This window comes from Streptomyces sp. NBC_00203 (genome assembly GCF_045206325.1).
GTDB lineage: Bacteria > Actinomycetota > Actinomycetes > Streptomycetales > Streptomycetaceae > Streptomyces > Streptomyces lutosisoli.
The window spans coordinates 1567150-1592111 of record NZ_CP108126.1; the positions used below are offsets into that span (position 1 = coordinate 1567150).

The window sequence follows — 24962 nt, forward strand, 5'->3', positions numbered from 1 at the left end:
CTGCCTGGCGCGTGGCTCAGGAAGCGCGGCGCTCCGGGTCGTGGTGGATCTCCACACCGCCGGAGTCGCCGAAGGTCAGCCGGCAGGTGTCGGCGCGGTACGTAGCCACGGAGACCGCCGCGGTGCGACCCGCCGCGAAGAAGCGGGTCGTGACGACGAGGACGGGCGCTCCGGGAAGCCGGTCGAGTTCCTTGGCGTCGTCCGCGCGGGCCGAGCCGAGCTCCACGGCGCGGTCCTGCCCTTCCAGCTCCAGGCGCTGCAGCTCGCGCAGCACCGCACGCGCGCGTGCCGCACCCGAGGGCGCGTCGATCGCGGACAGGTCGGGCACCGAGGACGCCGGGATGTAGAGCAGCTCGGCGGCGACCGGCTGGCCGTGCGTCACGCGGGAGCGGCGCACGGTGTGCACCTGCTCGCCGTGGACGGTCTCCAGGATGCCGGCCACCGACGCGGGCGGGACCGCCACCGCGCAGTCCGCGGGGTGCCAGGCGTCGCCGGCCGCGCCCGGCCACGCGTGCTGCTCGGATCCGACGGCCACACCCATACGCGGCGGGGCGACGGTGGTGCCCACTCCGCGGCGGCGCTGCAGGCGTCCCTCCAGCTCAAGCTGTTCGAGAGCCTGGCGCAGCGTGGCCCGGGCGACACCGAACCGGGCCGCCAGGTCGCGTTCGTTGGGCAGGATCTCGCCCACGGAGAACTCGGAGTCCAGTGCCTCACTGAGCACGGTCTTGAGATGCCAGTACTTAGGTTCCGGCACCGATTCCAACTGCGTGGTCCCCACCCTGTCCTCCGCAATCGCCGTGGCCCGGCGGCGTTTTAGCGCCCTTGTTTATTAAAGGTTCTTGCACTATCCCTGCGACCATAGGGCTGCCCCCACCCTTGGTCAAGACCAATCCTCGATCCCTTACGGATTGCACAGGCGTGTTGCCGCAGAGCGTTCACAGGACGTTCGTGCTGGGCGATGTTCGTGACACGACGCCGAAAGCCCCCGTCCAGAGGCGAATTCCAGGGGTCGTTGCAACACGTGGTGAGTTGATCAAGCCGCGAGGAGCTTAGCGAGGCGCTCGGCTGGGGTTTCCCAGCCGAGCGTTTTGCGTGGGCGGCTGTTGAGTTCGGCGGCGACGGCGTCGAGGTGCTCGCGACTGTGGCGGGACAGGTCGGTGCCCTTGGGGAGGTACTGCCGAAGCAGGCCGTTGGTGTTCTCGTTCGAGCCGCGCTGCCAGGGACTGCCGGGGTCGCAGAAGTAGACCGGGATGTCCGTGGCAACGGTGAACGCCTTGTGCGAGGCCATCTCCGAGCCCTGGTCCCAGGTCAGAGACCGCTTGAGTTGCGGCGGCAGCGACTTGACCGCCTCGACCAGGGCGTCCCGTGTGCTGCCCGCGCTGTGGTCGCCGGGCAGCGGCGCGAGCAGCACGTAGCGGGTGCTGCGTTCGACGAGGGTGGCGATCGCGGACTTGCCTTCCTTGCCGATGATGAGGTCGCCTTCCCAGTGGCCGGGGACGGCCCGGTCGGCGGCTTCGGCCGGGCGCTCGCTGATCATCACCATGTCCTTGATCGCGCGGGGCTGGCGCTTGTTGGACTGCCGGTGCGGCCGGCGCATGGCCCGTCCGGTCCGCAGGGCCCGGGTCAGCTCACGGCGTAGCTCACCGCGGCCCTGGACGTAGAGCGCCTGGTAGATGGTCTCGTGGACCACGTGCGTCTCCGGCCGCCCGGGAAAGGCAGTCCGCAGAGCCTGGCAGATCTGCTCCGGGCTCCAGCGCAGGGCGAGGTGGTGCTGGATGAAGTTCCGCAACTCGGGGTTCTGGCCGATCTTGCCGGGCTTGGGGCGCGGGCGGCGCTGCTCGGCTCGGCGCTGGGCGGCGTGCGGCCGGTAGGCCCAGCAGGAGGCGCCCCCGCGCGACGGCATGCCGTTGCGGCGTATCTCCCGGCTGATTGTGGACGGGCTGCGGCCCAGCTCGGCGGCTATCTGCCGGACCGAGGCGTTTTCCCGCAGCCGGTCGGCGATATGGATGCGGTCGGTCTCGCGGAGGTACCGCGAGGGGCCGGAAGCCGGAGCCTCCACAGTGATGGGAGGCTTCGGCTTCCCCGTCGGCGGCGAGTGCCAGCCGTTGCGCCACCGCTTGCCGGTCCGCACGTTGATGCCGACGATCCGGCATGCCTCTGTGCTGCTGTAACCCTGCTGCATGAGCTGGAGATATACCTCCCGCTCACGCAGCAGACGGCCACCGCCCCCCGGACCCCGGTTCTCCCGGATCTCAAAGTCCATCGCACCCCTTGAGCTGGGGTGTTGCGACGACCACTAGAACTCAAGAGAAGACGGGGGCTTTCGGCGTCGTACAGGCAGGGACGGCCGGCAGGGACGGCTGAAGAGCCGATGCCGGCCTGAGTGGCTATCCGGCGGACAGGGACACCAGTTTCTCGGGGTTGCGCAGGATGTAGACGCATTGGATGCGGCCGTCCACGACGTCCAACTGGAAGACGCTGTCCGGCTTGCCCGCGGAGAGGGCGAGCGCCGCGAAGCCTCCGTTGATCTCCAGAAAGCGGAACGAGATGTCGGGGACGCCCTTCTTGGCCGCGCCGATGAGGAACCGTCCGACCTTGTCGGCGGAATCGAGGACCCGCAGCGGCGCCTGGGACAGGCCGCCGCTGTCGCCGACCAGCCGTGCGTCCGGCGCCAGCAGGGACATGAGCCCCTCCAGGTCGCCCTCGGCGGCCGCGGCGAGGAACCGCTCGGTCAGATCGCGGCGTTGGGCCGGGTCGACCTCGTAGCGCGGCCGCCGTTCGTCGACGTGCTTGCGCGCCCGCCCGGCGAGCTGGCGCACCGCGGGCTCGCCCCGGTCGAGGACGGCGGCGATGTCCGCGTACGGGTAGCCGAACGCCTCCCTGAGGACGAACACCGCGCGCTCCAGGGGTGACAGGGACTCCAGGACGACGAGGACGGCGAGCGAGACGGTCTCGGCGAGCACGGCGCGCTCCGCCGTGTCGGGGACGGTGTCCCCGAAGTCGGTGATGTACGGCTCAGGGAGCCAGGGTCCTACGTACGCCTCGTTGCGCGACTGCACATGGCGCAGTCGGTCGATGGCGAGGCGGGTGGTGACGCGGACCAGATAGCCGCGCGGTTCGCGCACGTCGGTCCGGTCGGCGCCGGACCAGCGCAGCCAGGCTTCCTGGACCACGTCCTCCGCGTCGGCCACCCGCCCCAGCATGCGGTAGGCGACGCCCATCAGGACGGGACGGTGCTCTTCGAAGACATCGGTCGCGGTATCGATTGCCACCGTTCCATCCCACCCGACGCGTCTCGTCGTGTCCAGGCGGAAGGGGCGCCCGCCGGAGCACAATGACCCGCGGGCCGTCGGTGGCCGGCGGCCTCACCACGGGAGGAGCGACGATGCGGTACGCGGTTCTGGGCACGGGCGAAGTGGGGCGCACCCTCGGCGGCAAGCTGGTCGAACTGGGTCACGAGGTGTCGTTGGGTTCGCGCACGAAGGACAATCCGGCCGCTGTGGAGTGGGCCGACAGCGCGGGGCCCGGGGCGGGCCACGGTACGTTCGCGGAGGCGGCGGCGTTCGGTGAGGTGGTCGTGAACGCGGTGGGCGGGCGGGTGGCTGTCACCGTGCTGCAAACGGCGGGCGCGGAGAATCTGGACGGCAAGGTCGTCCTCGACGTCTCCAACCCCATCGCGTTCGAGGAAGGTCAGGTGCGTCTTTCGCCCGTCGAGTCGGACAGCGTGGGCGAGCAGATCCAGCGCGCCTTCCCGCACGCGCGCGTGGTGAAGAGCCTGAACACCATCAACTGCTATCTGATGGTCGACCCCGCGCTGGTGCCGGGCGAGCACCAGATCTTCGTCTCCGGGGAGGACCAGAGCGCGAAGGAGCAGGTGACGGCGCTGCTCGGCGAGTTCGGCTGGCCGCCGCACCGCGTGCTCGACCTGGGCGGGATCCGGACGGCGCGTGCCACGGAGATGTACCTGCCGCTGTGGCTGACCCTGATGCAGAACGTCGGGCACCCGGAGTTCAACGTGGAGATCCGCAGGGCGCGTTGAGGAACGCACGCGCGCGTGGAGTACGACGCGGGGCGCGCGGGGGTACCACGCCGGGCGTGCGCGCGTCGTGCGGCTCGTGGCTCCTGGCTCGTGGCAGCCAGGGGCTACCCGTCGGTAGCAGTTGCTGACAAGCTGTCTACAAGACTGTCCGTCAGCGTGTCCCAGACGAGGAGCAGCCCCATGTCCGCCACGGTCTCCTTCAGCCTCCCCTCTTCGCGCGGCCCGAGGACCGTGACCATGTCCTACGCGCGCGTGGGCACCGGTGAACCGCTGCTCCTACTGCACGGCATCGGCCACCACCGGCAGGCCTGGGACCCGGTCATCCACATCCTGGCGGCCGAGCGCGAGGTCATCGCGGTCGACCTTCCCGGCTTCGGCGAGTCACCGGCGCTGCCCGAAGGGCTGACGCACGACCTGTCGACGGTGGTGCCCGCGCTCGGCGCGCTGTGCGAGGCCCTGGAGATCGAACGGCCGCATGTGGCCGGAAACTCGCTGGGCGGGCTGCTGGCCCTGGAGCTGGGCCGCGAGAAGCTCGTACGGTCCGTCACCGCGCTCTCGCCCGCCGGTTTCTGGTCGCCGGTCGAGCGGCGGTACGCCTTCGGGGTGCTGATCGCCATGCGGCAGGCGGCGCGGCAGCTGCCGCTCCCGGTGGTCGAGCGGCTCTCCCGCACGGCGGCCGGGCGGACGGTGCTGACCAGCACCATCTACGCCCGTCCCGGCCGCCGTTCACCCGAGGCCGTCGTCGCCGAGACCCTTGCGCTGGCCCACGCCGAGGGATTCACCGAGACCCTCCGGGCGGGCACCTCCGTCCAGTTCACGGACGACATCCCCGGGCTTCCCGTCACCGTGGCCTGGGGTACCCGCGACCGGCTGCTGGTACGCCGCCAGGGGATCCGCGCCAAGCAGATCATTCCCCGGGCGCGGCTGGTGCGGCTGCCCGGCTGCGGGCACGTCCCGATGAACGACGACCCGGCGCTCGTCGCCCGCGTCATCCTCGACGGCAGCCGCTGACCGGCGCGTCACAAGGCCCAACGCACCGGATCCGAGGGCGACTCCCGCGCCGACCAGGACGCTCCCCACGGCCTGCGCGGCACCGTACGCGCCCGTGCCGACGAACGGCGCGGTGCAGGCGGCCGCGACGGGGATGAGCCCGGAGAAGAGCGTGGCGCGCTCCGCGCCGATGCGCTGCATGCCCATGTACCAGCACACGAAGCCGACCACCGTGACGACCGCCGCCTGCCACAGCAGCGCGGTCGCCTCGGTGGCGTCCGGCATCCGCAGCCACGCCGCGCCGCCGGTGAGCAGGCCGGCCACCGCCGACTCGACCGCGGCGATCCCGCAGACGGTGGCCGACAGCAGCCGTGGCCCGAGGGGCCGCAGGACGGGCACGGCCAGGACCGCGAAGCCGACCTCTCCGGCCAGCGCGCACACGGAGTACCCGATCCCGGCCGCGTCCGTGCGCCCCCACCCCTGGACGGTGAACGCGCCCAGCGCGACGAGCGACGCCCCGTACAGGACACGGCGTTGCGGACGACGGCCCTCCTGAAGGGGTACGACAACGGCCACGACGACCGGGGCGCAGCCCACGAAGACGCCCGGAACGGCCGGTTCCGCCGTGCGTTCGGCGGCGATCACCGCGAGGTTGAACCCGACCATGCCGACAGCCGCGAGCAGCGCGAGGCGCCCCCACTGACGCACCGGGAGCCGCCGCAGCGGGCCCGCGCCACCCCGGCCGACCAGCGGCAGGAGCAGTACAAAGGCGAGGCCGTAGCGCAGGAACTGGCCGCCCGCGTACGGGTATTGGCCCAGCAGGCTGTTGGCGGTGAAGGAGCCTCCGACGAGGACGCAGGCGAGGGCGGCGAACAGCGCGCCCCGGGTGGTGGTGGCGTTCATGACGGTGACGCTATGAAGGGACGTGGTCCGGATTAAGGTCCACTTCCATGACGCCATCGGGGACCAATCGCGACCGGCCGCCGGGAACCGCCCCGTCCAGTGCCGCGCCATGGGCCGCCGCCTGGGAGCTGCTCCTGCCGGCCGCCTCGGCCCCGGCACGCGCGCGTGGCCGCACGCTTCAGGCGGCACTGCGCGAGGCGGTCCGCTCAGGGCGCCTCACCCCGGGCACCCGGCTGCCGTCCAGCCGTGAGCTCGCCGCAGACCTCGGAGTGTCGCGCGGGCTGGTCACCGAGGCGTACGAGCAGTTGACGGCCGAGGGGTATCTGCGCAGTGACCGAGGTGCCGGGACCTGGGTCGGCGGCGCGGCGCGGGCGGCGCGCCCGCGCGCGCGTGATCTCGCCCCGCGGCCCGCCGGCGCCCGGGCCGACTTCGTTCCCGGGACGCCGGACCTGTCGCTGTTCCCGCGCTCCACGTGGGCCGCCGCGCAGCGCGGGGTATTGGCCGAACTCCCCCACCACGCACTGGGGTACCCGGATCCGCGGGGGCTGCCCCGGCTGCGTACCGCCCTCGCCGAGCTGCTCTCCCGACGCCGGGGCGTGGTCGCGGACCCGGAGCGGATCGTCGTGGTCTCCGGAGTCGCGCAGGCGATGGCGCTGCTCGGATTCGTGCTCCACGCGCGCGGGGTGCGCGATGTCGGGGTCGAGGATCCGGGAAGCCCTGAGCACGGTGCCCTGTATGCCTCGGCCGGCGTCGGCACCGTACCGCTGTCCCTCGACGAGGAAGGGCTGGCCACCGGTCCGCTGGAGGCGTCGGGGGTACGCGCGGTGGTAACGACGCCCGCGCACCAGTTCCCGTCCGGGATCGCGTACTCGGCGCGGCGTCGCGCGGAACTCCTCGACTGGGCGCGCTCGGTGGACGGGCTGGTGATCGAGGACGACTACGACGGGGACTTCCGCTATGACCGTGCCCCTGTGGGCGCCCTGCAAGGTCTCGACCCCGAACACGTCGCCTACACGGGGTCGGTCAGCAAGTCCCTGGCACCGGGACTGCGGCTCGGCTGGCTGCTCGTCCCCGCGCCCCTCTCCGAGGAGGTCGTCGAGCGCAAGCGGACCATGGATCTCGGGAACCCGGTCGTCGACCAGGCACTCCTCGCCCGCTTCGTGGAGCGAGGCGACTACGACCGGCAGCTGCGCCGCTGCCAGCGCGCCTACCGGGAACGACGCGACGCCCTCGTGGCCGCGCTGGAGCAGCACTTTCCGGGCACGGAGGTGTCCGGAATCGCGGCGGGTCTGCATGTCATCGCCGCGTTGCCCGACCGGTTCGGGCCGCTGGACCACTACCTGGCACGGACCGCCGCGGCCGGGGTGGCCGTGCGTCCGCTGGCACACTACGGGGAGGCGGTCGAGGACGGCGTACGGCTGGTACTGGGGTACGCGCATCTGTCGCCCGGGCGGATCCGCGACGGTGTACGGCTGATGGCGGACGCCGTCCGCGACTGAGCCGCCGCCTTCACGTTCCGGTGCCGCCCGGCCGGAGTCGCACACCGGTTCCCTTGTCCCTGGGGTCAGTTGTTCACTTGTGGTTTCCGTGTGCGCTGCGGCGCACCAGTAGTTGTGGCATTGCACACTGGCCGGATCCGTCCCCGGAGGCGCATTCATGTCACACCGTCCGCAGAGCCCCTTCCCCGGTCGCCGCAGCGTTCTGCGCGGCTCGCTCGCCGCGTCCGCGGCGCTGTCCCTGCCCACCGCCCTCGGCGCGGCGCCGGCGTTCGCCCTGTCCGGGCGGCCGAAGGCGGGGTGGGGTGTCCAGGCCGGAGACGTGACCGCCGACTCGGGCCTGGTATGGGTCCGGTCCGACAGCCCGGCCCGGATGATCGTCGAGACGTCCGCGACGGAGTCGTTCCGCAATCCCCGCAGATGGCACGGTCCGCTGCTCGGCGCGGACACGGACTTCACGGGGACGACACGGCTGCGCGGACTGCCCGCGGGCGAGCAGATCCACTACCGCGTGCTGCTCGCCGACCCCGACGATTACCGGCGCACCGGCGAACCGGTGAGCGGCACCTTCCGTACGACGCCGGCCGGGCGGCGCGACGGAGTGCGCTTCCTGTGGTCGGGCGACCTGGCGGGGCAGGGCTGGGGCATCAACCCGGACATCGGCGGCTACCGGATCTACGACGCCATGGCCAAGCTCGACCCGGACTTCTTCCTGTGCAGCGGTGACAACATCTACGCCGACGGGCCGATCGCGGCGACCGCCGCGCTCCCCGACGGCAGCACCTGGCGGAACATCACGACTGAGGAGAAGTCCAAGGTCGCCGAGACGCTCGCCGAGTTCCGCGGCAACTTCCGCTACAACCTGCTGGACGAGAACCTGAAGCGCTTCAACGCCCAGGTACCGTCCATCATCCAGTGGGACGACCACGAGGTGCGCAACAACTGGTACCCGGGCGAGGTGATCGCGTCCACGGACACGCGGTACGCCGAGAAGAGCGTCGACGTGCTGGCCTCCCGGGCCCGTCGCGCGTTCAGCGAGTACTTCCCCGTCTCGACGCTGCGGCCGGGCAACGAGGACGGCCGTGTGTACCGGGTCATGCGTCACGGCCCGCTCCTGGACGTCTTCGTGCTCGACATGCGCACGTACCGCAACGCGAACTCGCCCGACGACCAGACCACCGACCCGCAGGGCATCCTCGGCGCCGAGCAGCTGGAGTGGCTCAAGCGGGAACTGTCGCGGTCGCGTGCCGTGTGGAAGGTGATCGCCGCGGACATGCCGCTCGGCCTGGTCGTGCCGGACACGACCGAGGGGAAGCCGAACATCGAGGCCGTGGCGCAGGGCGACCCGGGCGCGCCGCTCGGGCGCGAGCTGCAGATCGCCGAGCTGCTGCGGTTCATCAAGCACCGGAAGATCACTGGCACCCTCTGGCTGACCGCCGATGTGCACCACACCTCGGCCCAGCACTACCAGCCGTCGCGGGCCGCCTTCACCGACTTCGAGCCGTTCTGGGAGTTCGTCTCGGGCCCGCTCAACGCCGGCGCGTTCCCGGCGAACGCGCTGGACAACACGTTCGGTCCGGAGCGGGTGTTCGTGAAGGCGCCGACCGCCGCGAACGTCTCACCCGCCGGCGGCTACCAGTTCTTCGGCGAGGTCGACATCGACGGCGACAGCGGCGAGCTGACGGTGCGGCTGCGCGAGCAGGACGGGACCGTGCTGTTCACGCAGGTGTTGCAGCCGGGGCGCGTGGGGCAGTAGCGCTGGGCGGGAGCGGCAGCGCGGGCCCGGGAGGCGGTAGCGCGGGGCGTGGGCGGCCGTATCGTCCGTCCGACTCCCGTACCCTCGAAGCGCTGGGCCGCGCACCGGAGTCATCCCCCGGTGCGCGGCTCCGTCCGCCGTCCGCCAAAACCGGCTCGCGAGCAAGTTCCGGCAGGTCAGAGCCGATTGTCAGTGGTCGCCTCTACGGTTTTTCCATGACGCGATCTTTGCAGGCCGTGGCCTACACCCGACCCTCCGTGCTGGAATCCGCGCCGGGCGGACGGCGCCTGGGACTTGAGACCTCGCGGGGTGCGACTCCCACGGGGTTCGAGGACCATCCTCGGTTCTTCGCGGGCTTTTTGACGTCACCTCAGATCGCGGCCGCCGGGCTGCTCGCGGTCGCGGACGTGGCGGCGGCCCGCTACTACCAGCGGCAGCTGCGCGCCTCGCTGGACCCGGTGGTCACGGGCAACGGCGACCGGCTCCGCTTCGAGTCGTTCTCCGGCTGCGGCGGGGTGTACGCGCGCCTGGACGTGCTGACAGCGGGCCTCGACGGCGGCGAGGTGGGCCACGGAACGACCAATGTCGACGTCAACAACCCTCTGCGCGAGGCTCTTTCGCGGATCGGCACGGACGATCCGCTGCACCTGCGGGTCGGCCCCGACGAGATGGCCGTGACCACCCTCGACGGCCCGGTGGTGGAGAAGAAGGTGCCGTTGCCCGACCGCTGGTTGCGCGGTTTCGCCGAGGCCCAGGTGACAGCGGCGGGCTTCGACCTGCGGGCCGAGTTGCCGGCGGCCGAGGCCGTGCGGTTCCTGCGCTCGCTTCCGCGCGGCACCGCCCGGGGGGCCTCGCGCGGCGCGCAGTGGGTGATACCCGCCGGGCGCGGCCTGCGGCCGACGACCCGTCCGGTGCCCGGGGCGGTGTGCCTGCCCGGTCCGGAGCGGCTGATCGCCCTGCAGCGGGTGCTGCGCCATGCGACGGCCCTGCGGGTGTACGGCCCTGCGGTCACCGGTGATGCCACCGCCGCCGGAGCCTGGGAGGCCGTCCTGCCCGGCATGCGGCTGACGCTCACGTTGTCGCCGGACGCCTCGCGCGGGTTCTCCGGGGAGGGCGGTGTGCTGGACGCCCTCGCCACCGACGAGGCCGCCGAGGACGCGGAGTTGATCGCCGTACTCCTGGCCTGGGAGCCGCGCGTCGACGTCGGCGAGCTGGCCGCCGCCTCCGGCCTGCCGGCCGAGCGGGTACGGGCCGCCCTGGTCCGGCTGGGCACGTCGGGGCGCGTGGGGTACGACACGGCGGAGGCGGCCTACTTCCACCGCGAACTGCCCTACGACGCCGAGCGCGTGGAGCGCCACAATCCACGGCTGCGTTCGGCCCGTGCCCTGGTCGCCGCGGGGGCGGTCGCTCTGGACGGCTCCCTGGGGACGGTGACCGCCGATGACGGGCATGTGCACCGGGTCCGCGACGACGCGGGGACGCTGAGCTGCTCCTGCCTGTGGTGGGCGAAGTACCGGGGAGGGCGCGGGCCCTGCAAGCACGCGCTGGCCGTGCGCATGGTGCGGCGGGGAACGCGGACACAACACGAAGAGGTTCTGGTCGACGGGGGCGATGTGCGATGAGCGGTGAAGCGCTGTTGAAGGCCGTACGGGCGGGGCAGACGGTCGAGGCCGCGGGTCTCCTGGACGGGATGACCGATGCCGAACGCCGGGCCTGTTTGCCCGGGCTGAGGGAGCTCCGCAAGGAGTTGCGCGCCGCGCGGTGGAGCGAGTCGTCCCGCATGGCCGGTCCCGCGCTGCACGCGGCAGGAGCCGCGTGTCACACGGGCGCCGCGGGGGCGGCAAACTGGATCGCGGCAGCCGACTTGCGCTGGTCCCAGGCCTCCCCCGGTGTATTCCTCCATGTGCTGGGCGACCGGGAGCCGGACTGGCTCGGCGATGTGGCACACCGGCTCGCCGAGCGGCCGGTCAGCTCCCGGATCCCGTACCTGCTGTTGTCCGGGCTCGTGCGACTGGCCGGTTGCGAGGTACCCACCACCGACGCCTATGTGGAGGGCTGGTTCGAACACATCGGCAGCACGTGGCACCACGGGGGAACCGTGGTGGAGCGCCTTCGTCAGGATCCGCACCTGGACCGGATGATCGCCGCGCTCTTCGACTCCCTGGAAGTGTCCGGCCGGGTCGCCTGGTTGTTCGGCGACGGGCCGGGCAGTTGGTACCACGCGCTCGCGCAGCTGACCGGGGAAGGCACCCTGGACCGCAAGGTGATCGTCGACGCCTGCGTGGCCCGGCTGCTGCGCGGCGGCGTCCCCGCCGATCAGCGGGTCTTCCTGAAGCTGCTGACGTGCCTCGATCTGACACGGGACGAGCAGCGGGAGCGCTCGGCCGACTGGACGGCGCTCGCCTCCGAGGCGACATCGACGGTGGCGTGGCACGCCCAGTCCGTGCTCGCCTCCCTCTCGCTGGACGACGAGTTGACGCCGCGCCGGCTCGCCGAGATGTCGTCCGGCGTGCTCTTCCGCACCGAGAAGAAGCTCGTCCGCGCGCAGCTCATCCTGTTGGGCAAGGTACTCAAACGCGATCCGTCCACCGCGGCCGAGCTGCTGCCCGCCGTGGCGCAGGCCTTCGGGCACGAGGACACCGAGGTGCAGGAGCGTGCGCTGAAGCTCATGGAGCGGCATGTCGCCGCGCTCAGTGGCTCGGACGGTGTCCGAGAGCAACTCGTCGAGGCAGCGGCCGAGTTGAGCCCAGGAGTGCGGATCCGCGCGGAGCGGCTGCTCGGCGCCGGGGCGCTGGACTCCGCGCCGGCGGTCCACCAGGAGGTACTGCCGCCCGTGCCGGAGCGGACGCGGCTCGCGCCGGCGCCGGTTTCGGCGGCCGAACTGGCGGAGGAGGTCGGCGCCCTGCTGGCGTCCGGCGGCGATGTGGCCGCGTTCGAGCGCACCTTGGATGGTCTCGTCCGCCATGCGTACGGCGATCGCGACGGTCTGGTGGAGGCGCTGCGGCCCGTGGTCGCCCGACGCTGGTGGGCCGACGCCGATCCGGAATACGCCCACGTGCACGAGTACTTCCGCGAGGCCCCGTACGGGGTGGAGGTCATCCTCGCGACCCTGCTCGGGCATGTCCCCATGGAGACACTTCACTCGGCGGTCCAGCAGGGCCCGACAAGAGGCAACTGCCGGCACGATGCCCTCTCGCGCGCCTTCGACGCGCGCCTGTGGGAGGTGGCCTACCGGGTCCGGGCCGAGCCGCTGCCGTTCCTGCTGGCCACACCCACCTGGGACACGGGGCTGCTGGAGCCGGAGGAGTTGGTGGACCGCCTCACCGCGTACCGACGGCTCGAAGCCCGGCCGGGGACGGCCGATTTCGCGCAGGCGCTGCTTCGGGTCAGGCGCGACGACCGCGCGACGGCGGCGGCGGTGCGGGCCCGCACCCTCGGCTCTCCCGAGGGGTACCGGCTGGCCCAGTGGCTCACCGCCGAGGGGCCGGACCTGCCCACGACCCGGCGGCGGACCTCGGGCGTCCGTATCCTGCTGGAGTTCGGCGAACTCGAAGAGATACAGGGGCAGTTCCCGCCGGAGTTCCGCCGGCTGGGGCGTCCGCTGTCCGTCTTCAAGGACCGCTGGTACTGCCCGCACTGGGACGAGGCGGACCGGCAGCACTGGTCGGCCGTCGTGCCCGGACGGCGGGAGCTGGTGGCGGCCCGTGTGCTGGGTGACCTCTCCTCGGTCGCCGTGGACGACAGCCGCAGAGGCGCCGCGATTCTGCCGTTCCTCGCCGAAGCGGACGGCGAGGCGGGCGAGGCCGTGCACCTGTGCGTGGCGTACGGGCTCGGGGCACGCCATACGGAGGACCGGCTCTCCGCCGTGGACGCGCTGCTGGTCCTGGCCGCGCGCGGGCAGTTGGACGCGGAGCGGCTCGGCGGCGACCTCGGGCAGTTGGTGCGCCGGGGGGCCGTGAAGCCGCTGCGGCTCGCCGAGGCGATACGGACGGCGGCGGCCACGGGCGCGTACGCCACCGTCTGGTCGGTGCTCCGCAACGCGCTGCCGGTCCTGCTGGCCGATCTCGCGACGGACGCGTCGAGCGGTACACCCGCCCGCGGGCTGGGGGATCTGCTGACGGTCGCCGCCGACTGCGCCGAACGGTCCGGGGCGCGGGGCGATCTCTCGCATCTCGCGCAAGCCGCCGAGCGGCGCGGCTCGTCCAAGTTGGTGACCCAGGCCCGTCGGCTGCGGACGGCGCTGACCCAGGGGGTGGCCGCCTGATCAGGGGTTTGACTCATCCCGTCCGTTCGAAGCAAAAGGCCCGTAAAAAGAACTACAAAAGGGGCAGAAAGACACTTAACCGATCAGTCACAAACCGTTCGTGATCACGCAACACCCTTCCGCCACAGTGGGCTGCATGACTCCAGACATGACTGATGTGACGCGTGCAAGGCACGGTCGCCCCGTCCACCACTGGCGGCGGGACGTCGTCGAACTCGCCGCGCTGTTCACGGCCGTCGCGGTCGCGGACGCCGTGGCCAACCTGATCGGGCACGGGCCGGACGGGCCCGCCCTGCTGGTGATCTCGGCGATGATCCTGGTCGCCACGGCCGGATTCCACACATGGTGGGCACGCCGCCACGGTCACGCACCGCCGGCGGACGATACCGGCGCCCGGCCGCTCGCCAACGGGCGACGGGCCGGGCCCTCCGAGGAATCCGCCGCGACGCCGGAGGCCGTCGCCGGGGCGACCGTGCTCTGGCGGATGCGGACGACGGTGAAGGACACGCCGGGCTCGCTGGCCGCGCTGTGCACGGCGCTGGCGCAGCGGCAGGTCGACATCCTGAGCCTGCAGACACACCCGCTGGCCGAGGGCACGGTGGACGAGTTCCTGCTGCGCGCCCCCGCGGAAGTGGAGGCGTCGGAGATCACCCGCGCCGTGGCACAGGCGGGCGGCACCGAGACCTGGATCGAGCGGGCCGACGCCCACGACCTGGTGGACGCGCCGACCCGAGTGCTGGGCCTGGCGACCCGCACGGCCCTGGACGCCGCGGAACTGCCGCTCGCGCTACGGCAGTTGCTCGGCCGCTGCACCATCCGCTCACTGCCCGCCAAGTCCCCGGGTTCCGGGCGGGCGCAGGAGGGTGCTCCCGTGGAGGGGGTGCTCGAGGGCACGGTGATGCGGCTGCGGGCCCCGGAGGGTGGGGTGATCACGGTGGAGCGGCCGTATCTGCCGTTCACGCCGACCGAGTTCGCGCGGGCGCGGGCGCTGGTGGAGCTGGACACGCGGCTCGGTCCGCGGATCCCGCACAGCCAGGACATCCTGACGCTGCCGCAGGGCAACGCCATCACGGTGCGGCGCGCCGACGTCTCGGACGTCGAGGCCGCCAAGGCGATGCACGAGCGCTGCTCGTCCCGCACGCTGGGCATGCGCTACCACGGCCCGGTCGGTGACGCGGACCGCTACCTCAACCACCTGCTCAGCCCCCGCTTCGGACGCACTCTCGCCGTGCAGACGGCATCCGGACGGATCGTCGGGCTCGGTCACCTGCTCTGGGACGGCGACGAGACGGAGATCGCGCTTCTCGTCGAGGACGACTGGCAGCGGCGCGGCGTGGGCAGCGAACTGCTCGGCCGTCTCGTGACGATGGCCGTCGAGGCCGGCTGCGAGAGCGTATACGTCGTCACGCAGGCCTCCAACACGGGCATGGTCGCCGCCATGCGCGGCCTCGGCCTCCCCCTCGACTACCAGATCGAGGAGGGCACCCTGGTCATCACCGCCCGCCTGGACACGACTCCGGTTGCTTCGCGGCTGCCGTATGACGAGGGGCAGCGGGTGGCGCGGGACTAGTCCGGCAGGGGGCGGGGCCGGGCGGCGGGGGCCACCCGCCGGGCCCCGCCCCCTCGACCGCCGTCGAGCCCGGCCTCTCCGCTGCCCCGCGACCGCCGTCGGGCCCCGCCCTTCCTCTACCCCGCGACCCCCAACGCCCCGTCCAGGTCGGCCCAAAGGTCCTCCACGTCCTCCAGCCCCACAGACAGCCGGAGCAGCCGGTCGCCGACCCCCGCGTCGTGGCGGTCCTCCGCGGGCACGATGCGGTGGCTGATGGAAGCCGGGTGCTGGATGAGGGTGTCGACGCTGCCGAGGCTCACGGCGGGGGTGATGAGGCGGACCGCGGCGATGACATCGTGCGGGTCGCCGTGGACCTCGAAGGCGATCATGGCGCCGCCGATGCGCGGATAGTGGACGCGGGCCACGCGCGGGTCGGCGGCGAGACGGCGGGCGAGTTCCGCGGCGTTCGAGGACGCGGCCCGGACCCGTATCGGCAAGGTCGACAGGCCGCGCAGCAGCAGATAGCCGGCCAGCGGATGCAGGACACCGCCCGTCGCGAACCGCACTTGGCGCAGCCGCCGGGCGAACTCCTCGTCGCAGGCCACCACTCCGGCCATCACATCGCCGTGCCCGCCCAGGTACTTGGTCGCGCTGTGCAGGATGAGGCGCGCACCTTGTTCGGCGGGGCGTTGCAGTACAGGTGTCGCGAAGGTGTTGTCCGCGAGGAGCGGAACGGAGCCGCAGGCGTGCGCGACCGCCCGGAGGTCGAGTTCGGCGAGCGTCGGATTGGCCGGGGACTCCACCATCACCAGGCCCGTGTCGGGGCGCAGGGCGTCCGCGATGCCCGCCGGGTCGACCCAGGTCACCTCGGAGCCCAGCAGCCCGGCGGTGAGCAGATGGTCGCTGCAGCCGTACAGGGGGCGAACGGCGACGACATGGCGCAGACCCATCGCGTTCCGTACGAGCAGTACGGCGCTCAGCGCGGCCATGCCGCTCGCGAACGCGACCGCGCTCTCGGTGCCTTCGAGGCGGGCGAGGGCGGTCTCGAAGCGGGCGACGGTCGGGTTGCCGAGACGGCCGTAGACGGGCGGGCCCTCCGGTTCGGCGCCGTCGGCCGCGAACGCGTCGATCCGGGCGGCCTCACCACGGCTGTCGTACGAGGGATAGGTGGTGGACAGATCGATCGGCACCGCGTGCAACCCCTGCCCGGCGAGATCCTCGCGCCCGGCGTGCACCGCCTCGGTGGCGAGCGCCCGGGCCATGGGCGCGAGCGCGACCTGGCCAGTTCTGTTCAGTCGGTCCTGAGCCTCGTAGGCGTCGTACGTGTCGTACACAACGGAATCCATGGCCGGAAGCCTGAACAGCGACCGGGGTCAGAGCGCAGAATCCCGTGTTACGTTCGCGCCATGGCCGATTCTGTCGTACTCGATCCGGTGGATCTCCATCTGCTGCGGCTGTTGCAGAACGACGCCCGGACCACGTACCGCGATCTCGCGGCGCAGGTCGGTGTCGCGCCCTCGACCTGCCTGGACCGGGTGACGAGGCTGCGCCGGGCGGGAGTGATTCTCGGCCATCAGCTGCGGCTGGACCCGGCGAAGCTGGGACGAGGCCTGGAGGCATTGCTGTCCGTGCAGGTCAGGCCGCATCGGCGGGAGTTGGTGGGGCCCTTCGTGGAGCGGATCAGGGTGCTGCCGGAGTCCCGTACCGTCTTCCATCTCACCGGGCCCGACGACTACCTCGTTCATGTGGCGGTCGCGGACATGGCGGATCTGCAGCGGCTGGTGCTCGACGAGTTCACCTCGCAGCGTGAAGTGGCGCGGGTCGAGACGCGGTTGATCTTCCAGCAGTGGGACTGCGGCCCGTTGCTGCCACCTCAGCGGGACCCCCATCGGGAGCTTCAGCGGGAGGTGCACCCGGTCAAGCCGCCCGCGGCCAAGCCCTCAGCGGAATCCTGCTGACGCCGACCGCATCCCCGTATGAGGATGTCCGCATGTCAGAGACGAAAAGCCCGCTGCCCCGCGAGGTCGCCGACGCCTATGTCGACGACCTCATCGCCCTCGACCCGGTCCTCGGTACGTACCTCGGTGTGAAGGAGAGTTACAGCAGGCTCCCCGACACCTCGCCCGCCGGCCAGGAGGCCGTCGCGGAGCTGGCGCGGGTGACGCTCGCCCGGCTGGACGAGGCGGAGCGGCAGCCCGGCGCGGACCATGACATCGAGCGCCGCTGTGCCCGGCTGCTGCGTGAGCGCCTCACCGCGGAACTCGCCGTCCACGAGTCCGGCGAGGGGCTGCGGTCGGTCGGCAATCTGCACACGGCCGCGCATGCGGTGCGCCAGGTGTTCACCCTCACGCCGACCGAGACGGACGAGGACTGGGCCGCGGTCGCCGAGCGGCTGCGCGCGGTGCCGGCCGCGCTGGAGGGATACCGCGCGTCCCTCGCCGAGGGCCTGGAGCGCAAGCTGTACGCGGCCCCGCGCCCGACCGAGACCTTCGTCGGGCAGCTCACCGAGTGGTCGGACGCGGACGGGCAGGGCCGCGGCTGGTTCGAGGACTTCGCGTCGACGGGCCCCGACGCACTGCGCGAGGAGCTGGATGCGGCCGCCCGCGCCGCCACCGGGGCACTCGTCGCCCTGCGGGACTGGATGCGCGATGTGTACGCGCCGACGATCGAGGGCGCGCCCAACACGGTGGGCCGCGAGCGGTACGCGCGTCTGGCGCGCTACTTCAACGGTACGGATCTGGACCTCGACGAGGCGTACGCGTACGGCTGGGCCGAGTACCACCGGCTGCTCGCCGAGATGAAGGCCGAGGCCGAGAAGATCCTGCCCGGCGCCGAGACCCCGTGGGTGGCGCTCGCGCACCTCGACGAGCACGGCAGGCACATCGAGGGTGTCGACGAGGTCCAGGCCTGGCTCCAGGGTCTGATGGACGAGGCGATCGAGGCCCTGGACGGCACCCACTTCGAACTCGCCGAACCGGTACGGAAGGTGGAGTCCCGCATCGCTCCGCCGGGCAGCGCGGCGGCCCCGTACTACACCTCGCCGTCGGCGGACTTCTCACGGCCGGGACGTACGTGGCTGCCGACGATGGGGCAGACCCGTTTCCCCGTCTACGACCTCGTCTCGACCTGGTACCACGAGGGCGTCCCCGGGCATCATCTCCAGCTCGCGCAGTGGGTGTACGTCGTCGAGGACCTCTCCCGCTACCAGGCCACGGTCGGCCGGGTCAGCGCCAACTGCGAGGGCTGGGCGCTGTACGCGGAGCGCCTGATGGACGAGTTGGGCTTCCTCACCGACGCCGAGCAGCGGCTCGGTTACCTCGACGCGCAGATGATGCGTGCCGCCCGGGTCATCGTCGATATCGGCATGCACCTGGAACTGGAGATTCCGGCCGACTCGCCCTTCCACCCGGGCGAGCGGTGGACCCCTGAGCTGGCACAGGAGTTCTTCGGCGCGCACAGCAGCCGTCCGGCCGACTTCGTGGAGAGCGAGCTCACCCGCTACCTCACCATTCCCGGTCAGGCCATCGGCTACAAGCTCGGCGAGCGTGCCTGGCTGCTGGGCCGCGAGAACGCGAAGAAGCGGCACGGCGACGCCTTCGACGCGAAGGCCTGGCACATGGCTGCCCTCTCGCAGGGTTCCCTGGGCCTGGACGATCTGGTGGACGAGCTGTCCCAGCTCTGACGGCCGGCGACGGCGGCCGGGCTTGGACTCACAGCGCGAGACAGCGCGAGTCCGGGCCCGGCCGCCGGGCGACGCGCCCCCGGCGTATCGGGCCGCCGGCCCGTGGCCTACTGCGTGAGCCGGCGCAGTTGCACAAGGCCGAGCCACGTCTCGGGCCCCGGCTCCGCGTAGGCCGCGCGCACCGCGTACCGCCCCGGCTCCAGCGGGACCCTCAGGTGGTCCGTGCGGCCCGTCGCGGTTCCCGGCCAGGCCGCGTCGAAGAGGACCACGGGACCGGGCACGCTCCACTGCACCTCCGGTTCCCACACGGCCGCTTCGAGCGCCGCCGGGACGCCTGCGAGGAGTTCCTCCTCGGACTCGGCGGCGCACCACCGTACGAAGGTGCCGTGTTCGGGGAGGTAGGAGGTCGAGGCGGGTTCGTCGCCGAGGACCAGGGCCCTGGTGTCGCCCACGGGCACGAGGCCGATGAACCCGTCCACGTCACAGGCGCGGTCGTAGTCGGAGGACATGTCGTCGCCGTCCGCGCCCGCCCAGAACGGCAGCACGACTTCCGGGATCGCTATGAGCGGCCCGCCGCCCGACTCCACCCACTCGACCGCACCTGGGTCCGCGTATCTGGCCATGCGCAGAAGCTACACGGCAGGGATCCGGGCGAAATCCGGTGTCCCCTCCGCTGTCCGATACGCGGCCCTCGCCCCCGATGAGCAGCACGGTCCGAGACGGCTCAGCAGCCGCAGTTCTCCGCGTCCAGCGGCGCCGTCAGCGGGTCCGCGTCGCGCCGCTCGCGGCCCTCCCAGGTCTCGAACTCGAAGCCCTCGCGCGCCCAGTACTCGAAGCCCCCGAGCATCTCCTTGACCTGGAAGCCGAGTTCGGCGAGGGCGAGGGCGGCGCGGGTCGCGCCGTTGCAGCCGGGGCCCCAGCAGTAGGTGACGACGGGCACCGACTTGTCGAGGAGCTGTTCGGCCTGCTCGGGGATGAGCGCGGTGGGCAGGTGGATCGCGCCGGGGATGTGTCCCTGGTCCCACGACTCGGTGGAGCGGGAGTCGAGGACGACGAAGCCGGGGTCGCCACCGGCGGCGAGGGCGGCGGCGACGTCGGACACGTCGGCGTGAAAGGCGAGGCTCGCGCCGAAGTAGGCGGCGGCCGCGGCCGGGGAGGCCGGCGCCACGCGCAGAACGGGGTTCGTCACGGTCGCGGTGCCGGTCACCGTGGTGTCAGCGGTCACAGTCATGGTCTGGCCTTCCCTCCCGAGTCCCGTCGAACCGGTGCCGTTTCCGGCACCCCCGGTGCTTCCTCCGCACCGGCCCCGCGGGACTTCCTGGCCAAAAATCTACGTCGAGTGATCCACTTCCTGAAGTGACGATCCACGGCATCACTCTTGATCGGCCGGGGTTTTCCCTGCTATCCATCGCACATGACCGCGTATTCCCCGGACGCCACCGACTGGCGCATCCTCGATGTCCTCCAGCGCGAGGGCCGGTCCAGCTTCGCCGAGCTGGCCCGGGCCGTCTCCATGTCCGCGAGCGCGGTCACCGAGCGGGTGCGCCGCCTGGAGGAGGCCGGCGTCATCCAGGGGTACGCGGCCGTCGTCGACCCGGAGAGCCTGGGCCTGCCGATCCTCGCGTTCGTCCGGCTCAGGTACCCCAACGGCAACTACAAGCCGTTCCATGACCTCGTCGAGGCGACCCCGGAGATCCTGGAGGCGCACCATGTCACGGGCGACGACTGCTTCGTGATCAAGGTCGCGGCGCGCTCGATGAGCCATCTGGAGGAGGTGTCGGGCAAGATCGGCACCCTCGGTTCGGTGACCACGAGCGTCGTCTACTCGTCACCGCTGCCGCGGCGACCGCTCGGCCACTGACCCAGGCCCGCATCGGGCCACGGGCCGCGAGAGCACCGGGCCACCGGGTCACCGGGTCACCAGGCCGCGAGAGCGCCGGGCCACAGGGACCACAGCCTCAGTCCTGGGCGCCCCGCTGCCGTACGACCGACCCCGTTCTCCCCTTCACCACTTCCAGCTGGGCGTGGATGCGCCGCCGCAGGTCCGCGACGTGGCTGACGATGCCGACGCTGCGGTCGCGCTCCCGCAGCGAGTCGAGGACGTCGAGGACCTCGTCGAGGGTCTGGTCGTCGAGGCTGCCGAAGCCCTCGTCGATGAAGAGCGTGTCGAGCCGCACCCCGCCGGCCTCGTCCGTGACGACGTCCGCGAGGCCGAGGGCCAGGGCGAGGGAGGCGAAGAACGTCTCACCCCCGGACAGCGTCGCCGTGTCGCGCTCCCGCCCCGTCCAGGCGTCGACGACGTGCAGCCCGAGCCCGCTGCGGCCACGTCCCGCACGGTCGTCGGAGTGCACGAGGGTGTAGCGCCCGGAGGACATCCGCTCCAGCCGTACGGTCGCGGCGGCGGCGACCTGTTCCAGGCGTGCAGCGAGGACGTACGCCTCCAGGCGCATCTTGCGCTCGTTGTCCGCCGATGTGCCCGCCGCGAGGCCGGCCAGTCGGGCCACCCGGTCGTATTCCTCGCGCAACGGTGCCAGACGGCGTACGCCTCTGGTCGCGCGCGCGGAGAGCCCGTCGAGCTGCGCGCAGCGCCGCGCGGCCGCGTCCTGCGCGGAGGCGGCGTGCCGCAGGCCCCGGGCGGCGGACTCGGCGGCCTGTTCCGCGGCCCGCAGATCGGCGGGCGGCTGCTGGGCGGCGGCAGCCGTGTCGGCCTCGGCGAGTACGGCACGCACCGCGGCCTCCTCCGACTGCCAGACGTCGAGCCGCCGTTGGAGTTCCCGGTGGGCCGCGTCGTCGAGCAGCGCGGCGGCCGCCGCCCGCGGTGTGTCGAACCCGGCGCGGAAGGCCGCGTCGGCGAGTCGCGCGTCGGCGTCCTTGAGGCGCTGCGCGGTGTCCTCGGCCCCGCGAACGGCGTCCGCGGCCTCGGTGAGCAGCGCGACCTGCCGCTCCAGCTGCGCGGCGCGCGCCGATACGCTCCCGGTGGCGCCGCGCGCCTGCTCCAACTCCCCCTCCAGACCGGCCTTTTCGCGGTCCAGGGCATCCCTGGTCGAGGCGCGTGACGCGACGCCGCGGGCGGCCTCCTGCTGGGCGGCCAGCCGCCGCTGGTGCTCGCGCTCGGCCTGTTCCCGCGCCTCACGCGCGGCGTGCAGTCCGGACGCCACGGCGCGGGCCTCGGCGTGTTGCCGTTCCAACGCCTCGGCCTGCTCGGCGAGTTGTGCCGTGGGCGCGTCGCCCGCCTCCGCGGTCGCGGCGGCCAGCGCCTCGCGGACGACGCCGAGCCGCCGCTCGTCCTCGGTGCGCTGCTCGTCGGCGCGCCGATGGGCGGCGAGGGCCCGCTCCTCCGCGTCCTGGTCGACGTGTCCGGCGATCTTCCGTGCGGGCGCGGGGTGTTCGGAGGCGCCGCAGACGGCGCAGGGCTCGCCGTCGACCAGGCCCGCGGCGAGTTCCGCGGCGATGCCCTTGAGGCGCTGTTCCTTCAGGTCGAGCCAGCGGTCGCGGGCCTCCGTGGCGCGTTCGCGTGAGGCGAGGGCCTGTGCGTGGGCGTCGTCGGTGTCCTGGGCGAGCTGGTCGCGCTGCCGGGCCGCGCCCAGCCGCTTGAGCGCCGGTTCGCGTTGGACGGCGAGCTGTTCGGCGCGGGTCGTGGCCTCCTGCGCGGACTCGATCCGTGCCTCGATGCCGGTGCGGGTCGCCTCCCACGTGGCCAGCCAGCTCTCGGCCTCCTGGAGGATGTCCTCGTCGGCGCGCTCCTGCCGGTCCAGGTCGGCGCGTTCCATGGCGAGTTCGGCCAGTCGGCGTTCGGCCCGGCGTGCCGATTCCAGGCCGCCGAGCTCCTCGGCCGCCTTGCGGGCCGCTGCCGCGAGCCCGGGTGCACCGGCGCCGGCGAAGGTCTCCGGCAGGGTGGCACACGCGCGTGCCTCTTCGGCGGCCGCGCGCCGGTGCTCGGCCTCGGCGGCTTCGCGCAGGTCGAGTGCGGGGGCCACCGCCTCGGCCTTGCGGGCCCGCTCCATCCGCGCCTGGGCCTCCCGGTGGGCGTCGGCCCGCTCGTCCAGGCGCGCGGCACGCTCCCGCGCCTCCGTGAACCGGCGTTGCAGCCGGGCCACTTCACGGACATCGCCGAGTACGCGGTCCGCCGCGGCCTGCGCGGATTCGGCGGCCACGCGCGCGCAGTGGGCGATCGTGAGGCGTTCGCGGGCAGTGCAGCGGGCGACGGCGGCCCAGGCCAGCACGGACTCGGCGAGGCCCGGATCGCCGGGTGCGAGGTCGGGCAGCGGCATCTCGACGCTGTCCCCGGCCTCCTGCTGCATCCGGTGCGCGTCGGCCAGCATGGCCGTGTCGCCGGCGCGCACTTCGGCTTCGGCCGCGCGCCGTCGCTCGGCGAGGCGCTTTTCGACCTCGGCGAAGCGGTGGGTGTCGAAGAGGCGGCCGAGCAGCTTGCCGCGGGCCTCGGCATCGGCCCGCAGGAAGCGCGCGAAGTCGCCCTGGGGCAACAGCACGACCTGGCAGAACTGCTCGCGGCTCATGCCGAGCAGCTGGGTGATCTCTTCGCCGATCTCCTGGTGGGAGCGGCTGAGGTCCTTCCAGGAGCCCGCCGACGCGTCGTACTCACGCAGCCAGCTCTGTGCCTTTTCGGTCGTCGTGCCGGCACCGCGCTTCTTGGGGCGTTCCCAGGGCGGCTGCCGGGTGATCTCCAACCGGCGTCCGGCGACGGTGAGTTCGAGGCGGATCTCGGTGCGTGTGGCGGGTTCCGCGTGGTCGCTGCGCAGGCCGAGGCCCTGGCCGCTCTGGCGGGCGCCGGGCACCGCTCCGTACAGCGCGTAGCAGACGGCGTCCAGGACAGACGTCTTGCCCGCGCCCGTCGGCCCGTGCAGCAGGAAGAGCCCGGCGGCCGACAGCTCGTCGAAGTCGACCTTCTGGGCGCCGCCGAAGGGCCCGAAGGCGGTGATGTCCAGGCGGTGCAGCCTCATCGGGCCACCTCGAAGCCGCGTCGGCACGCAAGCCGATCGGTGTCCGGGGCTGCTGTGAAGTCCAGCGGACGTGATGTCACCGGGCGACCTCCCGCACGGCCTCGTCGGCGTGGACGGCGTCGAACGCGTCCCGCAGCACGACCTGTTCGTCCACGTCGGGGCCCGCGCCGCGCACATGGGCCACGAAGTCCTCCGCGATCTGCTGTTCGCTGCGGCCCGCCAGCCGCCGGGCGTAGGAGATGTCCGGGTCCTCGGGGGCCCGCTCCGGGTCGAACGTGAGGCTGAGCGTGTGCGGGAAGCGCTCGGTCAGCCGCGCCATGGGATCGGCCGGGCGGACCGGGTCGGTGAGGGTCGCCTCGACCCACGCCTCCTCGTGGCGCTCCAGCTCCGGATCGGCGAGCAGGTCCTCCAGGTGCCCCCGGATGCGGGCGAGCGCCCGGGGGACGGGGCAGTCGATCCGCTCCGCGCTCAGGGAGCCCTCGGCACCCAGATCCACGAGCCACATGCTCTTGCGGTGGTCGGCCTCCGAGAACGAGTACGGCAGCGGGGAGCCCGAGTAGCGCACGCGCTCGGTGATGGTCTGGCTGCCGTGCAGATGCCCGAGCGCGGTGTAGTCGACGCCGTCGAAGACCCCGGCCGGCACGGAGGCGACCCCGCCGACGGTGATGTCCCGCTCGCTGTCGCTGGCCTCGCCGCCGGTGACGAAGGCGTGGGCGAGGACGACGGACCGGGTGCCCGGCGCGCGCGTGGCGAGGTCGGCGCGGACCCGGTCCATGGCGGCGGCGAGCACCGCCTCGTGCCCGGCCTTCTCGACGCCGAACTCGTCCTTCACCAACGCCGGTTCGAGATAGGGCAGGCCATAGAAGGCGACGTCGCCGTGGGCGTCGGGGAGCACCACGGGGGTGCCGCACGCCGAGGCCTCGGTACGCAGGTGGACGCCGGCACGCCCGATGAGGCCCGCGCCGACACCGAGCCGGCGCGCCGAGTCGTGATTCCCCGAGATCATCACCGTGGGCACACCGAGGTCGGCCAGCCGGTGCAGGGCGTCGTCGAAGAGCTCGACGGCGGCGAGCGGCGGCACCGCCCGGTCGTACACATCCCCCGACACGACCACCGCGTCCACGTCGCGCTCACGCGCGGTCGTGACGAGATGGCCGATGAATTCGGCCTGGGCACCGAGCATGTTCACCCGGTGGAACGCCCGGCCGAGATGCCAGTCGGAAGTGTGCAGAAGCCTCATGATCCCCGAGACTAACGGGCGGGTCGGACATCACGGGCGGCTACTCCCGTATCGGCCCTCAGCAGGTCACGCCGCGCATGCT

18 protein-coding genes and 1 pseudogene are annotated in these 24962 nt (G+C 72.5%); 10 read left to right on the forward strand and 9 right to left on the reverse strand.

Annotated elements, in window-relative coordinates; genetic code table 11:
* Window positions 1–16 precede the first annotated feature (16 nt).
* The 3 genes from OG975_RS07335 to OG975_RS07345 all read right to left on the reverse strand — a co-directional run bounded on the left by OG975_RS07335 (window position 17) and on the right by OG975_RS07345 (window position 3272).
* Window positions 17–778 carry a GntR family transcriptional regulator gene (locus OG975_RS07335; RefSeq protein ID WP_406328269.1) on the reverse strand — a complete coding sequence of 254 codons (762 nt, stop codon included), beginning with the start codon at window positions 776–778 and terminating at the stop codon, window positions 17–19.
* 255 nt (window positions 779–1033) lie between these two features.
* A complete protein-coding gene (locus OG975_RS07340) occupies window positions 1034–2182 on the reverse strand; it encodes an IS30 family transposase (RefSeq protein ID WP_406336184.1) in 1149 nt (382 codons plus the stop codon).
* Window positions 2183–2387: 205 nt separating this feature from the next.
* The gene (locus OG975_RS07345; RefSeq protein WP_406328270.1) at window positions 2388–3272 is read right to left on the reverse strand and encodes an RNA polymerase sigma-70 factor; all 885 of its coding nucleotides are present in this window, start codon (window positions 3270–3272) and stop codon (window positions 2388–2390) included.
* A 113-nt stretch (window positions 3273–3385) separates the two neighbouring features.
* Here OG975_RS07345 and OG975_RS07350 point away from each other — a divergent pair, with 113 nt between their 5' ends.
* Together OG975_RS07350 and OG975_RS07355 are read left to right on the forward strand one after the other, a co-directional pair.
* Window positions 3386–4039: an NADPH-dependent F420 reductase gene (locus OG975_RS07350; RefSeq protein ID WP_406328272.1), complete on the forward strand. Its 654-nt coding sequence runs from the start codon at window positions 3386–3388 to the stop codon at window positions 4037–4039.
* Between the two features lie 180 nt (window positions 4040–4219).
* Window positions 4220–5050, forward strand: coding sequence for an alpha/beta fold hydrolase (locus tag OG975_RS07355; RefSeq protein ID WP_406328273.1), 831 nt, complete (start codon window positions 4220–4222; stop codon window positions 5048–5050).
* A gap of 93 nt (window positions 5051–5143) precedes the next feature.
* On the opposite strand, the pseudogene OG975_RS07360 reads toward OG975_RS07355, so the two are convergent.
* A pseudogene (locus OG975_RS07360) lies at window positions 5144–6043 on the reverse strand (DMT family transporter); the annotation flags it as partial.
* On the opposite strand from OG975_RS07360, the gene OG975_RS07365 reads away from it, so the two are divergent.
* From OG975_RS07365 to OG975_RS07385, 5 genes are all read left to right on the forward strand, one after another.
* Window positions 5980–7431 (forward strand): PLP-dependent aminotransferase family protein, encoded by a 1452-nt coding sequence (locus OG975_RS07365; protein ID WP_406328274.1) that lies wholly within the window; start codon window positions 5980–5982, stop codon window positions 7429–7431. The pseudogene OG975_RS07360 and the gene OG975_RS07365 sit on opposite strands and share 64 nt — an antisense overlap.
* Before the next feature lie 157 nt (window positions 7432–7588).
* Window positions 7589–9184, forward strand: coding sequence for an alkaline phosphatase D family protein (locus OG975_RS07370; RefSeq protein WP_406328275.1), 1596 nt, complete (start codon window positions 7589–7591; stop codon window positions 9182–9184).
* A gap of 215 nt (window positions 9185–9399) precedes the next feature.
* Entirely contained in the window at window positions 9400–10806 is a 1407-nt protein-coding gene (locus OG975_RS07375) for an SWIM zinc finger family protein (protein ID WP_406328276.1), read from the forward strand.
* Window positions 10803–13448 (forward strand): DUF6493 family protein, encoded by a 2646-nt coding sequence (locus tag OG975_RS07380; protein WP_406328277.1) that lies wholly within the window; start codon window positions 10803–10805, stop codon window positions 13446–13448. The genes OG975_RS07375 and OG975_RS07380 overlap by 4 nt, the downstream gene beginning before the upstream one ends.
* Before the next feature lie 148 nt (window positions 13449–13596).
* The gene (locus OG975_RS07385; RefSeq protein ID WP_406328278.1) at window positions 13597–15018 is read left to right on the forward strand and encodes a GNAT family N-acetyltransferase; all 1422 of its coding nucleotides are present in this window, start codon (window positions 13597–13599) and stop codon (window positions 15016–15018) included.
* Window positions 15019–15134: 116 nt separating this feature from the next.
* On the opposite strand, the gene OG975_RS07390 is transcribed toward OG975_RS07385, so the two are convergent.
* Entirely contained in the window at window positions 15135–16259 is a 1125-nt protein-coding gene (locus OG975_RS07390) for a trans-sulfuration enzyme family protein (protein ID WP_406336186.1), read from the reverse strand.
* Window positions 16260–16403: 144 nt separating this feature from the next.
* Here OG975_RS07390 and OG975_RS07395 point away from each other — a divergent pair, with 144 nt between their 5' ends.
* Window positions 16404–16955 carry an Lrp/AsnC family transcriptional regulator gene (locus tag OG975_RS07395; protein ID WP_406328279.1) on the forward strand — a complete coding sequence of 184 codons (552 nt, stop codon included), beginning with the start codon at window positions 16404–16406 and terminating at the stop codon, window positions 16953–16955.
* A gap of 32 nt (window positions 16956–16987) precedes the next feature.
* The gene (locus OG975_RS07400; protein WP_406328280.1) at window positions 16988–18679 is read left to right on the forward strand and encodes a DUF885 domain-containing protein; all 1692 of its coding nucleotides are present in this window, start codon (window positions 16988–16990) and stop codon (window positions 18677–18679) included.
* A gap of 107 nt (window positions 18680–18786) precedes the next feature.
* On the opposite strand, the gene OG975_RS07405 is transcribed toward OG975_RS07400, so the two are convergent.
* Window positions 18787–19302, reverse strand: a complete 516-nt coding sequence (locus OG975_RS07405) for an immunity 21 family protein (protein ID WP_327427057.1) — start codon at window positions 19300–19302, stop codon at window positions 18787–18789.
* Between the two features lie 101 nt (window positions 19303–19403).
* Window positions 19404–19910, reverse strand: a complete 507-nt coding sequence (locus tag OG975_RS07410) for a rhodanese-like domain-containing protein (protein ID WP_406328282.1) — start codon at window positions 19908–19910, stop codon at window positions 19404–19406.
* Between the two features lie 183 nt (window positions 19911–20093).
* On the opposite strand from OG975_RS07410, the gene OG975_RS07415 reads away from it, so the two are divergent.
* The gene (locus tag OG975_RS07415) at window positions 20094–20540 is read left to right on the forward strand and encodes an Lrp/AsnC family transcriptional regulator (protein WP_330302995.1); all 447 of its coding nucleotides are present in this window, start codon (window positions 20094–20096) and stop codon (window positions 20538–20540) included.
* Between the two features lie 97 nt (window positions 20541–20637).
* Here the strand turns inward: OG975_RS07415 and OG975_RS07420 are convergent, their stop codons facing one another.
* Together OG975_RS07420 and OG975_RS07425 are read right to left on the reverse strand one after the other, a co-directional pair.
* Complete coding sequence (locus OG975_RS07420; RefSeq protein WP_406328284.1) at window positions 20638–23640, reverse strand: AAA family ATPase; 3003 nt, start codon at window positions 23638–23640, stop codon at window positions 20638–20640.
* Between the two features lie 76 nt (window positions 23641–23716).
* Window positions 23717–24880 (reverse strand): exonuclease SbcCD subunit D, encoded by a 1164-nt coding sequence (locus OG975_RS07425; protein WP_406328285.1) that lies wholly within the window; start codon window positions 24878–24880, stop codon window positions 23717–23719.
* Between the last annotated feature and the right edge of the window lie 82 nt (window positions 24881–24962).